11 protein-coding genes are annotated in these 12,447 nt (G+C 58.8%); 9 read left to right on the top strand and 2 right to left on the bottom strand.

Going from position 1 to position 12,447, the window contains the following annotated elements:
* The first annotated feature begins 2 nt into the window (after window positions 1-2).
* Complete coding sequence (locus tag HUO14_RS05320; RefSeq protein WP_176278861.1) at window positions 3-515, top strand: arsenate reductase ArsC; 513 nt, start codon at window positions 3-5, stop codon at window positions 513-515.
* Window positions 515-1,549 carry an ACR3 family arsenite efflux transporter gene (arsB, locus tag HUO14_RS05325; RefSeq protein ID WP_176278862.1) on the top strand — a complete coding sequence of 345 codons (1,035 nt, stop codon included), beginning with the start codon at window positions 515-517 and terminating at the stop codon, window positions 1,547-1,549. Before HUO14_RS05320 ends, arsB begins: the two co-directional genes overlap by 1 nt.
* Before the next feature lie 52 nt (window positions 1,550-1,601).
* On the opposite strand, the gene HUO14_RS05330 is transcribed toward arsB, so the two are convergent.
* Window positions 1,602-2,207: a hypothetical protein gene (locus HUO14_RS05330; RefSeq protein ID WP_176278863.1), complete on the bottom strand. Its 606-nt coding sequence runs from the start codon at window positions 2,205-2,207 to the stop codon at window positions 1,602-1,604.
* 156 nt (window positions 2,208-2,363) lie between these two features.
* Here HUO14_RS05330 and HUO14_RS05335 point away from each other — a divergent pair, with 156 nt between their 5' ends.
* Window positions 2,364-3,659 carry a cyclic di-GMP phosphodiesterase gene (locus HUO14_RS05335; RefSeq protein WP_176278864.1) on the top strand — a complete coding sequence of 432 codons (1,296 nt, stop codon included), beginning with the start codon at window positions 2,364-2,366 and terminating at the stop codon, window positions 3,657-3,659.
* Between the two features lie 98 nt (window positions 3,660-3,757).
* Here HUO14_RS05335 and HUO14_RS05340 read toward each other — a convergent pair whose 3' ends face one another.
* The gene (locus HUO14_RS05340) at window positions 3,758-5,737 is read right to left on the bottom strand and encodes a lytic transglycosylase domain-containing protein (protein ID WP_176278865.1); all 1,980 of its coding nucleotides are present in this window, start codon (window positions 5,735-5,737) and stop codon (window positions 3,758-3,760) included.
* Between the two features lie 114 nt (window positions 5,738-5,851).
* Between HUO14_RS05340 and dapA the strand changes: the two genes are divergently transcribed.
* From dapA to HUO14_RS05370, 6 genes are all read left to right on the top strand, one after another.
* Complete coding sequence (dapA, locus tag HUO14_RS05345) at window positions 5,852-6,727, top strand: 4-hydroxy-tetrahydrodipicolinate synthase (protein WP_176278866.1); 876 nt, start codon at window positions 5,852-5,854, stop codon at window positions 6,725-6,727.
* On the top strand, window positions 6,727-7,209 hold the full coding sequence (gene smpB, locus HUO14_RS05350) for an SsrA-binding protein SmpB (protein WP_176278867.1): 483 nt from the start codon (window positions 6,727-6,729) through the stop codon (window positions 7,207-7,209). Before dapA ends, smpB begins: the two co-directional genes overlap by 1 nt.
* Window positions 7,202-7,816, top strand: coding sequence for a DUF2062 domain-containing protein (locus HUO14_RS05355; RefSeq protein WP_246255341.1), 615 nt, complete (start codon window positions 7,202-7,204; stop codon window positions 7,814-7,816). The genes smpB and HUO14_RS05355 overlap by 8 nt, the downstream gene beginning before the upstream one ends.
* An 88-nt stretch (window positions 7,817-7,904) precedes the next feature.
* On the top strand, window positions 7,905-10,244 hold the full coding sequence (locus tag HUO14_RS05360) for a response regulator (RefSeq protein WP_246255396.1): 2,340 nt from the start codon (window positions 7,905-7,907) through the stop codon (window positions 10,242-10,244).
* Between the two features lie 150 nt (window positions 10,245-10,394).
* Window positions 10,395-11,483: a recombinase RecA gene (gene recA / locus HUO14_RS05365; RefSeq protein WP_176278869.1), complete on the top strand. Its 1,089-nt coding sequence runs from the start codon at window positions 10,395-10,397 to the stop codon at window positions 11,481-11,483.
* 314 nt (window positions 11,484-11,797) lie between these two features.
* The gene (locus HUO14_RS05370) at window positions 11,798-12,424 is read left to right on the top strand and encodes a glutathione S-transferase family protein (RefSeq protein ID WP_176278870.1); all 627 of its coding nucleotides are present in this window, start codon (window positions 11,798-11,800) and stop codon (window positions 12,422-12,424) included.
* Window positions 12,425-12,447: the final 23 nt, after the last annotated feature.

Here is a 12,447-nt window from a genome sequence, read left to right on the forward strand (position 1 = left end):
TAATGTCAGACAAGATCTACAACGTGCTGTTTCTCTGCACGGGAAATTCGGCGCGCTCGATATTGGGCGAGGCATTGCTCAACCGCGATGGTGCGGGTCGCTTTCGCGCCTATAGCGCGGGTAGTTTTCCAAAGGGCGAGCCCCATCCCATGGCGATTGAAATTCTGGAACAGCTGGAATTTGATACCGACGGGCTGCGGTCGAAAAGCTGGGATGAATTTTCGGCACCGGACGCCCCCCAGATGGATTTCATCATAACCGTCTGTGACAATGCCGCGGGCGAAACCTGCCCGATATGGCCGGGCCACCCGATGACAGCCCATTGGGGCATTGAAGACCCGGCCGCTGTCGAGGGCGACGGCCAGCGCGAGGCCTTTCTGACGGCGTTGCGCTATATGCGCAACCGGATCAGCCTGCTGCTCAATCTGCCGATCGATGCTCTCGACGAGCTCAGCCTGAAGACCCGTCTGGCCGCCATCGGCGCTGACGAAAGCGCCAAGGAACGGAATATATAATGGGACTATTCGAACGCTGGCTTTCTCTGTGGGTCGGCCTTGCCATATTGGCAGGCCTGTTGCTCGGCAATATGGCACCCGGGCTGTTCAACCTGATCGCCGGCCTTGAATATGCCTCGGTCAATCTGGTGGTCGCGGTCCTGATCTGGGCGATGATCTACCCGATGATGGTCGCGGTCGATTTCGGAAGCTTGCGCGACATTGGCGGCAAGCCGAAGGGGCTGATCATCACCGTCGTGGTGAACTGGCTGATCAAGCCGTTCACCATGGCTGCGCTTGCGGTCCTGTTCTTCGACTATATCTACAGCGGGATCATATCCGGCGAGGATGCCCAGCAATATATTGCCGGCCTGATCCTGCTCGGTGCAGCCCCCTGCACGGCGATGGTCTTTGTCTGGTCGCAGATGACCAAGGGTGACCCTGCCTATACACTGGTGCAGGTATCGGTGAACGACCTTATCATGATCGTCGCCTTTGCGCCGATCGTGGCCTTGCTGCTGGGAGTCACGGACATCGCTATTCCGTGGCAGACCTTGCTGCTGTCGGTGGGACTTTATGTGGTCGTGCCGCTGGCCGCCGGCGCGTTGACCCGGCGCGCTGTCATTGCCGGCCATGCTGGCGATATCGGGGCGGTCGACCGCTTCACTGCACGCCTGAAGCCTGCATCGATGATCGGTCTTCTGGCAACGGTGGTTCTGCTGTTCGCGTTCCAGGCCGAGACGATCGTCTCGCAACCGGTGCTGATCGTGTTGATCGCTATTCCGATCATATTGCAATCCTACGGCATATTCGCGGTTGCCTATGCAGCGGCGTGGGCGTGGAAATTGCCGCATAATATCGCTGCGCCTTGCGCACTGATCGGTACGTCCAACTTTTTCGAGCTTGCGGTTGCGGTGGCAATCGGCCTGTTCGGTCTGTCCAGCGGCGCGGCACTGGCCACCGTGGTCGGCGTTCTGGTCGAGGTTCCGGTCATGCTGTCGCTGGTGGCAATCGCCAACCGCACGAACAAGAGCTTCGGGGATTCAACAAGATGACCGAAGCTCTTCCGACTGGATCAGATCGTCAAATGTCTCGATAGCAATCGACTCATTCGGGCTGGCGGGAGGATAGCCAGATGGCCCAGCCTGCCAGAAATGTTGCAATCGCGCCGCTTGCACCGGAGAAGGGCACCGAACCCAGTCCCAGATTGACCGCGGTGAGGTTCAGGGCGATTGCAACCGCACCGGCTACCACGCTGGCCAAACCGACCACCCGGGCGACGGATTGGCCTTCGCGAAACAGCGACAGGCCGAAAATCAGCGCGGCCAGTCCGATGATCGCCTTTGCCAGATTGTAGAAGAGAAACGAACCTGCAAGCACAGTGCCCATAAGCGGCGCGAAATCGGCACCGGCTTTGGTCGCAGGGACAAACATGGACAGGCCGATGCCCGACTGGATCATGTTGATCAGCCCGGCCACGACCAGAGCAGCCCATCCCAATTGCAAGTTGGGTGACCGGACCAGGCCGACCAGCGAAACCATTGCAATGCCGGTGAACAGCAGAAGTTCTGCGGTCCAGATTGTCGACCGCAGCGGCCAGCCCTCGATAACTCCGACTCCGCTGAGGGTCGCGACATATAATATTTGCGTGGCTACCGTGAGTATCAGCATGATCGCTAGTGATGCAGCTATGGTGCGCGTTGTCTGGGGCATGAACTCTCCGGTATTTCTGATCCTATGATCTTCATTCTAACAGAGCCGGACGATTGTTACACCCGCGATCAAAAAAAGCCGATTGCCATCTGAAACGAAAACCGATTTCGCCGTTAATGGGAGTTAACTAGAAACGGGGACTACAGGAATTGGCAGATGCTGCGTAAAATCCAGGCTAGCCAACTCGAGCCGGGAATGTTCATTCATTCGATGGAAGGCTCGTGGTTTGACCACCCGTTCTGGCGATCACGGTTCTTGCTCAACGACGAGAGCCAGATCGAGCAGATCCTGTCCAGCGACGTAACCCGGGTAACCATCGATGAATCGCGGGGCAAGAAATTATCCGCCTCGTCCAAGCCGTTGGCGGTGCTCGCAGCGGAGGAGGCCAAGGTCTACACGCCAAAGCTGGCGAAGGTGCTGAAGCAATCGGCCCAGGAACGGCCCCGCTCCTATCTGCGGGAGGTTGCGGAACCGGTCTTCAACCGCCTGACGCCGCGCGAGCGTGCAGCAGAGGTTCGCAAGGCATCCGGCACGATAAAACGGTCACGAGCAGCGGTTATGGCGATGTTTGAGGACGCTCGCCATGGCAAGGCGGTCAAGCCGCGCAAACTGGCACCGCTCGTCAAGCAGATATCCAGATCGGTGAATATCGATCCGACGATCATCCTCAATATCGCCCGGATCAAAACCAAGGACGAATATACCTATTTGCATTCGGTTTCGGTATGCGCGCTGATGATCAACCTGGCCCGTAAAATGGGTTTTCCCGAGAGACAGATGCACGATATCGGCCTGGCCGGTCTCCTGCACGACATCGGCAAGACATGCATTCCCGACAGCATATTGTCAAAGCCGGGCAAGCTCGATGCAAGTGAATGGGATGTGATCCGCAACCATCCGCAGCGGGGACATGAAATATTGACGGAGTCGGAGGGCATCAGCGACGTCGTGCTCGAGGTCTGCCTGAGGCATCACGAGAAAATGGACGGAACCGGCTATCCGGGAAAATTATTCGCCGACAATCTCAGCATCTTTACGCGTATGGCGAGCATCTGCGATGTCTACGACGCGATCACCTCCCAGCGGCCCTATAACGCGCCGCTGTCTGCCTCGGAGGCGCTTGCCGAAATGATGTCCTGGTCGGGTCACTTCGACCAGCTGATCTTCTGTGACTTTGTCGATAGCCTTGGCATATTGCCGGTGGGAACGCTGGTGCGCCTGAACCAGGATGAACTGGCCATCGTCATCGGAGAATCTCCCTCCAACTATTCCGTACCGATTGTGCGAAGCTTTCACTCTCTGGAGACAGACCTTCCCATTTCCGGGAAGGATATCGACCTCGGCCGGGAGCGGTCAAGAAAGCTGGTGGCGGTCGAAGACCCCGCAGACTGGGGTTTCCCGGACTGGTCAGGGACTTCCGCGCTCGTGCTGAGCAAGTCGCCTGCCGGATAGCCGTTTCCAGAATTGTTGGACAGAGCGGTCGTGACCAGTCGATCGGAAACGACCGGGATGGAGACGCGATGCTATACGATCTGACATTGCTCTGACCGCTATCCCCGGCTGTTTTTCCCAATATAGCGCGACAAGGGCGTCTCGCTGCGGATCGTCGGGCCGCGCGGGTTTTTCGTGTCGTAGACCACCGCATTTTCGAGCACCCGTTTGACATAGTTGCGGGTCTCGGAGATCGGGATCTCCTCGATCCACTGAATCCAGTCGATCCCGCCCATGCGCGGGTCGCCGTTGGCGCGGATCCATTTGTTCACATTGCCCGGGCCAGCGTTATAGGCCGCGACCGCGAGCGGGTAGCTGCCACCGTAATAGTCCATCATCCGCTGGATATAGCCGCTGCCGAGCTTGATATTATATTGCGGATCGTCGGTCAGCGACGAGAGATTATAGGACAGGTTCGCCTTGCCGGACTGTTCGCGCGCGGTGCCGGGCATCAGCTGCATCAGACCGCGAGCGCCGGCATGGCTGATCGCGCCTTCGGCAAACTGGCTTTCCTGACGGGTGATCGCGTGGATCAGGGTCCAGGTGCTTTCATGACCGAATGGGACGGGCATGGTCGGGAAGGCGGTTTCATCAATCGCGCCAATTCCGGACCCGAGCGCGCTGATCCCCTTGATCACGCCAAGATCGCGGGCGCCGATGCGGGTGGAAAGATCGCTGATCAGCATATAGTCTTTCGCGGTCTTTGCGTTGCTGGCCAGGGCGCGGTGAAAGCGGATTTGTTCGCGCCACGGACCGGTGCGCACCGAGGCCTTTACGGCAACAACCAGCGGGTCGACGTCATAGGCGGCGCGGTCGGCCGCGGTAATTTCGACATCCGGCTTGCGGTTGAACACCGGCAGCGGACGGCCGAGCCGTTCCAGCGACAATTGGCCATAGAAATAGTCGGGGAATTTGGCCGCTTTCTCGAAATAGGCATTGGCCTGTTCGGTCTGGCCCGCATCTGCTGCGGCACGGCCGGCCCAATAATAGCCTTTCGAGGTGATATTGGGCGAATCATAGGATTGCGCATAGAGATCGAACATGCGGATCGCCTTGGCGGGCTGGCGCATGCCGTTGAGCGCGGAGGTTCCCGCTACCCAGGCGAGATCGGAATATTTGTCGCGTACACGGCTGTTCTGCTCGGCTATCCGGGTTGGCGTGTCGTAGGCATCCTCGATTTTCGAGGCGATGTCATAAGCCGTCGTCCATTGCCGGTCATTGGCGGCCGCTTCGGCGTTGATCAGCATGGCTTCGAACCATGTTTCCGGCATCGCCGGTTTGACCCGCAGCGGCAGTCTGCTGGCGAGCAGTTGCCGTGCGGCATGGCTCTGGCCACTGTTGCGCAGATAGCGGGCACGATCCGCAAGATAGCCGGCATCATCGCGCGCGATGGCGCCGACTGCGCTGGCCTGTGTGTTGGCGTCCGACGATTCGGTCAGTTGCGCCAGCCGGGCAGCGAAGACCGCGCGCCGGGCAGGGGAAGTGAAGGCAAGCTGGCCTGCCGCATCGCGCGTCGCCCGCGCCCACAGAAGGGCATCCATCCGGGCATCGTGATCGTCGATCGAGAGGACCGAACTGAATCGCGATATCAGGGCGGTTTCATCGTCCTCGGTCAGCGTGCCGCCACGCCATGCCTGCCGCGCCATGGCCGTGGCTTTGTCGCTCTGACCCGACGCCTGCAGCGCTACCGCATATTTTGCGGCACCGGCGTTGGTGGTCGGTGGAAATTTTTCAAAAAAGGCGAGAACCCGGCTCGGCGAGAAGCTGTTGATGTTGATCGCCTGCTCCGCGTTGCGCCGCATCCGCGTGTCTTCCGGCCAGCCTGGATAGGTCACCAGAAAGCCTGCATAATCCTCGAAGGAATAATTGTCGGACTGGGTGAGCACCCGCCAACGCTGCAGGCCGAGAACGGCGTTGCCGCCGGTCGGATCGGACAATCCGCTTTCGCTTCCCTGCCAGCTGATCTGTTCGGCTGCCATGCATGTAGCAGGGGATAAAAGCAGCGCCGCGATGACAATTCTTGATACCATGCTGGACATTTTGGGGGTAGGCTCCTTATCAGGCGCTGAACGGCGAACTATATCACCGTTAATGTTAAAAATAACTTGGTGGTGGCTTTGGCAATTTCCAAGGTAAATATAAAGGATTATTCCATGTTTTCCGGCTCCATCCCGGCTCTGGCGACCCCCTTTCGCGACGGATCGTTTGCCGAAGACCAGTTTCGTGCACTTGTCGACTGGCAGATTGACCAGGGCAGCAGCGCTCTTGTGCCCTGCGGGACCACCGGCGAAGCGTCGACATTGTCCAATGCCGAGCATCATCGGGTTATCGAAGTGTGCGTCGAGCAGGCCGCTGGCCGGGTGCCGATCATTGCCGGTTGCGGCTCGAACGATACCACCAACGCACTGCTGCATCTGACCTTTTCAAAAAAATGCGGAGCGGCCGCCGGTCTGGTTGTTGCGCCCTATTATAATCGCCCGAATCAGGAAGGCATCACCGCCCATTTCACCACCCTGACCGAGAGCATCGACCTGCCTCTGGTGCTCTATAATGTACCGGCGCGCACTGTCACCGATATCCAGCCGGAAACCGTTGCTGCCCTGTCGCAGTTGCCCGGCATCGTGGCGATCAAGGATGCCAGCGGCGTTCTCGACCGGGTCACCGAACATCGCCTCGATTGTGCCGATGATTTTGTCATGCTGTCCGGCGTCGACGAGCTGTCGCTGGCGTTCAATGCGGCTGGCGGCATCGGCTGTATTTCGGTTACCGCCAATGTGGCTCCGAAATTATGCGCGGAGTTTCAGGCAGCCTGTGCGGCCGGCGATTATGCCAAGGCGCGCGAGTTGAACGATGTCCTCTATCCTCTGCACAAATCATTATTCTCCGACGCTTCGCCCGGGCCGATCAAATATGCTTTGTCCCGCGTGTTGCCGGACTTCTCGACCGACCTGCGGTTGCCGATGACGCCGCCGTCGGAAGCCAGTCGCAAGGCCGTGGATGCAGCCCTGGAAGGGGCAGGTCTGATCTGATGGCAAAACCGCGGCCGGTGGAATTCGACAAGCAAAAGATCGTCGCCGAGAACCGGCGCGCCCGCTATGACTATTTTCTCGAGGAGCATTTCGAGGCGGGGATCATGCTGACCGGTACAGAGGTGAAGTCGTTGCGTTTCGGTTCGGGGGCAATCGCGGAAAGCTATGCCGAGGTGAAGGACGGCGAAGCCTGGCTGATCAACTCCAATATTCCCGAATGGAGCCACGGCAACCGTCACAATCACACGCAGACCCGTCCCCGCAAGCTGCTGCTGAGCCGCCGCGAGATCAACAAATTATATGCGGCCGTGATGCGCAAGGGGATGACGGTTGTGCCGCTGTCGATCTATTTCAACAGCAAGGGCAAGGCGAAGCTGGAACTGGCGCTGGCGAAGGGCAAGAAAGCACCGGACAAGCGCCAGACCGAAAAGGATCGTGACTGGAAACGGCAACAGGGCCGGCTGATGCGCGAACATGGATGACCACAAGCCCAATATCCGCGACAAGGATTTTGCTGCCCGGTTGATCATGGCGATATTCCACTGGGTACAGAGGAAAATGCCGACCCGCGCAGCGATGGAACGCAGCAAATATCTCAAGCCGATCGCCCACCGCATATTGGTTTCGGAGCTGTGGCGATTCACCCGCCGGTCGGTGCCGCGCGGCGTCGCCTTGGGCATGCTGGCCGCTTTTCTGGTCCCCGTCGGGCAAATATTCGCGGCGGTTTTCCTTGCGCTGCCGGTCCGTGCCAACGTTCCGATCGCGGCGGTCACCACCTTTATCACCAATCCGTTGACCTATCCGTTCTGGATCGCAGCAGCGAACCATATCGGAAAATTCATATTGCAGATGGATGCGATGACCGCCGGCCAGCCGATCAACACGCAAATGCAAAGCGAATTTGGTCAATGGCTGACCTGGCTGGTGCGCGAGGCGGGAGTGACCGCCTTCGGCTTTTTCGTGTTCGCAATATTTTTTGCCGCCATCGGCTATCTGATCAGCAGCTGGGGATGGCGCTGGTGGATCGGACGAAAACGCCGGGACCGGCTCAACAAGATTCTCGGGGAAAGATCTGGCGATGGCCAGTAAGGCTAAAATCGATAGCGGGTTGTTGAACCCGAGTACGCGCAAGGCGCAGACAGGCGTCCGGATAAGAGCGGCTTTGCTGGTTGTGGCGATGGTGGCTTCGGCCGGGCTGCTCTACTGGCAGGTGCAGAATATTGCCGTGATCAGCGCCTTTGTCGCTCTGGTTATGAGCATGACGGCGATCGCTTATTTTCTGAGGCCACAGGCGGCCTCGGCCGATCGAGACTATGCCGAACCGGGGGATTGGGCGGTCACCCGGATGGTCGCCGATCAGTCGGAAATCGGTCTGGCAATCACCGATCGGGCCGGCCGGCTGGTCTGCGCCAACGAGCTTTTCACCAAATGGTTCAATGGTCCGGCGGTTCCGCCAGAATTGCCGCTGCAGGCCGGCGGTAACGAACTGCTCGCGACCGCTGGCCGCACCGCCTGGCGGGATGGTCGCGGCTATGCTGAAGGCCTGAAGCGGGGGATCGCGGAATATAACGCCAAGGTCGTAAGGGCCGGGCAGGGCGACGAATATCTGCTGTGGCAGATGATCCCGCAAATTCAGGCGGACATACTCGACGACATGACCCGCCTGGTCAGTGGCGGCGGGGGCCGGGCCTTTTCGGAATCCGGAATTCTGGCAAGTGTCATAGGCGGCGAAGGACGGATACGGGCTTCCAACCAGGCCTTTGCGCTGCGCGCGACCGGCCGGGTGGATGCCAATATTGCCGGGCGCAATTTCATCAATTTCCTGCGTTCGGACGACAAGGGCACGATCTTTTTCGAACGGGAAGGGCGGCATGGCACGCCGGTCCGGCTTTTCCATATCCCGCTTGACCGGGAAAAGGAGAAAGCCCCCGCGTTGATCCTGCTGATCGATGACGATGGCGGGATGGTCGAACGCGGCAAGGCACTGGAGCAAGTTGAGTCAATGCTCTCTCTGCTGCCTCTGGGACTGGCGCTGACCGACCGTGACGGACGGTTCCTGTTCCTCAACGAGGCCTTTGCCAAAACCGCAGGCATTGGCGAGAAGGAGCAGCCGCTCTATCCTGGTGACCTGATGATCCGCGACGACAAGTCGGCGGTCGCCGATGCCGTGCGTCGCTACGCCAGCGGTCCGCCAAAGGCGGGCGATCTCGCGGTACGATTGCGCAATGGCGGCGAAGAACCGGTTGCGCTCGGCATTGCCGGCGTTCGCGGGCTCGGCGAAGCGGCGGTGCTGCTGTCCATTCGCGACAATAGCGAAGAATCGAAATTGAAGAGCCAGGTCGCGCAGGCGACCAAAATGCAGGCCGTCGGGCAGCTGGCCGGGGGCGTGGCGCATGATTTCAACAATATTCTGACCGCGATCATCGGCCATTGCGACCTCATGCTCCTGCGCCACGCGCCGGGTGACAGCGATTATGACGATATCCAGCAGGTCAAGAATAACAGCAACCGGGCGGCCGGGCTGACTCGCCAGTTGCTCGCTTTTTCGCGCCAGCAGACGTTGCGGCCGCAAGTGCTGCAACTGCCCGACGTGGTGGCGGATGTTTCGAATCTGCTCAAGCGTCTGCTCGACGAGACGATCGAACTGGAGGTGCGGCATGGTCGTAATCTCGGTCTGGTGCGTGCAGATCCGGGGCAGCTCGAGCAGGTGATCATCAATCTCGGTGTCAACGCCCGCGATGCGATGCCAAAGGGCGGCAAGATTTCGATTTCGACCCGGTCGATCGGAGCCACCGATGTCCGGGCGCTAAAGAGCGATATTCTGCCGGTCGGCGACTATACCGCGTTGATCTTCACCGATTCCGGCAACGGCATTCCCCCGCATGTCATCGGCAAGATTTTCGAACCGTTTTTCACCACCAAGGCCGTTGGCAAGGGCACTGGACTGGGGCTATCGACGGTATACGGGATCATCAAGCAGTCCGGCGGCTATATTTTCGCCGATTCCACTCCCGGCCAAGGGACAACTTTCTCGATCTATTTCCCGGTCCACGTCCCGACGCAGGAAGATGTTGCGCGCGCCACTTTGAGTTCGCCGCCGGTCAAGGCCACGGCCCGAAAGGAACTGTGGGGCAATGGTCATATCCTGCTGGTCGAGGACGAGGACATGGTGCGGGCGGTCGCGGAACGTGCGCTGATCCGTCAGGGCTATACGGTGGAAACCGCCAGCGAGGGCGAGGAAGCCCTGGGCTTGCTCTCCGCCCGCGGAGACGCGGACCAGCCGTTCGATATCATCGTTTCGGATGTGGTGATGCCGAACATGGATGGGCCGACCATGGCCAAGCATGTTCGCAAACATTATCCCGACCTGCCGATCCTGTTCATGTCAGGCTATGCCGAGGAGCAATTGCGCAAATCGATCGATCTCGACAAGGTCAATTTCCTTCCCAAGCCGTTTTCAGTGGCGCAGATAGCCGAGGCGGTGGGAGAGACATTGGCCGAACATGCCAAGTCATAGCAAAGATATGTCTTTTTGTCGTTATCTTTCAGTAGAATAGACGCGAAGCAAAAAATTCATGTTCTCCCCTTGTTCTATGAGAACAAATGCGGTACATCATCACAATCATTGATTGATGATGGTTAAGCATTTAGCGAAGGGGACAGGCAAATGGCCGGCAATTTAAAAGTCGTAGAATCGGATAATCAGTTGAACTCATCAGACAGACAAAAAGCATTGGACGCCGCATTGGCGCAAATCGATCGTGCCTTCGGCAAAGGCTCGGCGATGAAGCTCGGACAGCGCAAGGCGCTCGAAGTGGAGGCTATCTCTACCGGTAGCCTGGGACTGGATATTGCGCTTGGCATCGGGGGATTGCCGAAAGGACGCGTGATCGAAGTCTATGGGCCGGAAAGCTCCGGTAAGACCACGCTCGCCTTGCACGTCATCGCCGAAGCGCAGAAAAACGGCGGCACCGCTGCCTTTGTCGACGCGGAACATGCGCTCGACCCCGTTTATGCCAAGGCGCTGGGTGTCAATACCGACGAACTCATCATCTCCCAGCCCGATACCGGCGAGCAGGCGCTGGAGATTGTCGATACACTGGTCCGATCCAATGCGATCGACATATTGGTGGTCGACTCGGTCGCTGCTCTGGTGCCGCGCGCGGAAATCGAAGGCGAAATGGGCGATACCCATGTCGGCCTGCAAGCCCGCTTGATGAGTCAGGCGCTGCGCAAGTTGACCGGCTCGATCAGTCGATCCAAGTGTATGGTGATCTTCATCAACCAGATCCGCATGAAAATCGGCGTGATGTACGGCAATCCGGAAACCACCTCGGGCGGCAATGCGCTGAAATTCTATGCATCGGTCCGGCTCGACATCCGGCGCACCGGCCAGATCAAGGAACGCGACGATATCGTCGGCAACTCGACCCGGGTCAAAGTGGTCAAGAACAAGGTCGCTCCGCCGTTCAAGCAGGTCGAATTCGACATCATGTACGGCCAGGGCATTTCCAAGGTTGGCGAGATTATCGATCTCGGCGTGAAAGCCGGGGTTGTCGAGAAATCCGGCGCCTGGTTCTCCTATGACTCGGTCCGCATCGGGCAGGGGCGTGAGAATTCCAAACGCTTCCTTCTGGAAAATCCCGAGATGATGGCCAAGCTGGAAAATCAGATCCGCGGCAAGCAGGAAGAAGTGGCCGAGGAAATGATGACCGGTCCGATTGGCAAGGCCGATGACGGCGATGACGAGAAATAGGTGACTGGATCATCAAGACGGATAGCCGTCTTGATGGTCGCGCCTACCGGTCGAAGATCTTTCCGGTGGGTCGGCTTGCGCCGAAACCGTGAAATCAGAATATTACCAGTTTTGCCGGATCACTCTCCCCCGAGGCGATCCCTGGCATAGGGCCGTCCTTCTGTCCCCCGACTGTAGGACGGCCCATTTTATTGGCATTTCCTATCGGCAATAATGTTCCGAAATGTTGGAAAAGATTGACAACTGGCCGTTTACAACGCTTGCTTGGCCCCAACTTTGGCAAACTTTGCGCATTCCGGAAGGGCCTAATTGCAATGACAATCATTCTGCATCATCTCGAAAACAGCCGCTCGCAACGCATAATCTGGCTGTTGGAGGAGCTTGGCCTCGACTATGAAATCAAGCGTTACGAACGCGACCCCAAAACCCAGAAGGCGCCGGCAAGTCTGAAGGCCATTCATCCGCTCGGCAAGTCGCCGATGATCGAGGATGATGGCGAAGTGATTATCGAAACCGCCGTGATCGCCGAATATCTGGTCGAGAAGGCCGGTGGAAAACTGGGTGCACCTGCCGACAAAAAGGGAGCGCGGCTTTACAACCAGTATCTCCATTTTGCCGAAGGTTCGATGATGCCGCCGCTCTATGGCCTGCTGGTGGTGGGACGTCTCGGCCCGCTCGGATGGCCGGCCCGCAAGCCGGTTGGCCAGATGGTCACGGACCTGCTCGTCTGGCTGGAAAGCGAACTGGCGGGCCGCGACTATTTTGCCGGTAGCCAGCTCACCGCGGCGGATATCATGATGAGCTTCCCGCTCGAGGCCTGCCAGGTTCGCGCGGGACTGGACGAACGCTATCCCAATCTGCTGGCCTGGCTGGAGCGTATCCATGCCCGCCCGCAATATCGCACGGCGCTCGAAAAGGGCGGCCCTTACGCTTATGCGTGACGTTTGATCCATTCTCGGGATTG

It is taken from the genome of Parasphingorhabdus flavimaris (assembly GCF_013371215.1).
Lineage (GTDB): Bacteria > Pseudomonadota > Alphaproteobacteria > Sphingomonadales > Sphingomonadaceae > Parasphingorhabdus > Parasphingorhabdus flavimaris.

Coding starts and splice junctions, on each gene's coding strand:
- recA (WP_176278869.1), top strand. CDS start 10,395: ATGGCCGGCAATTTAAAAGTCGTAGAATCGGATAATCAGTTGAACTCA.
- HUO14_RS05320 (WP_176278861.1), top strand. CDS start 3: ATGTCAGACAAGATCTACAACGTGCTGTTTCTCTGCACGGGAAATTCG.
- HUO14_RS05335 (WP_176278864.1), top strand. CDS start 2,364: ATGCTGCGTAAAATCCAGGCTAGCCAACTCGAGCCGGGAATGTTCATT.
- HUO14_RS05355 (WP_246255341.1), top strand. CDS start 7,202: ATGGATGACCACAAGCCCAATATCCGCGACAAGGATTTTGCTGCCCGG.
- HUO14_RS05360 (WP_246255396.1), top strand. CDS start 7,905: ATGGTGGCTTCGGCCGGGCTGCTCTACTGGCAGGTGCAGAATATTGCC.
- HUO14_RS05370 (WP_176278870.1), top strand. CDS start 11,798: ATGACAATCATTCTGCATCATCTCGAAAACAGCCGCTCGCAACGCATA.
- HUO14_RS05330 (WP_176278863.1), bottom strand. CDS start 2,207: ATGCCCCAGACAACGCGCACCATAGCTGCATCACTAGCGATCATGCTG.
- dapA (WP_176278866.1), top strand. CDS start 5,852: ATGTTTTCCGGCTCCATCCCGGCTCTGGCGACCCCCTTTCGCGACGGA.
- arsB (WP_176278862.1), top strand. CDS start 515: ATGGGACTATTCGAACGCTGGCTTTCTCTGTGGGTCGGCCTTGCCATA.
- HUO14_RS05340 (WP_176278865.1), bottom strand. CDS start 5,737: ATGTCCAGCATGGTATCAAGAATTGTCATCGCGGCGCTGCTTTTATCC.
- smpB (WP_176278867.1), top strand. CDS start 6,727: ATGGCAAAACCGCGGCCGGTGGAATTCGACAAGCAAAAGATCGTCGCC.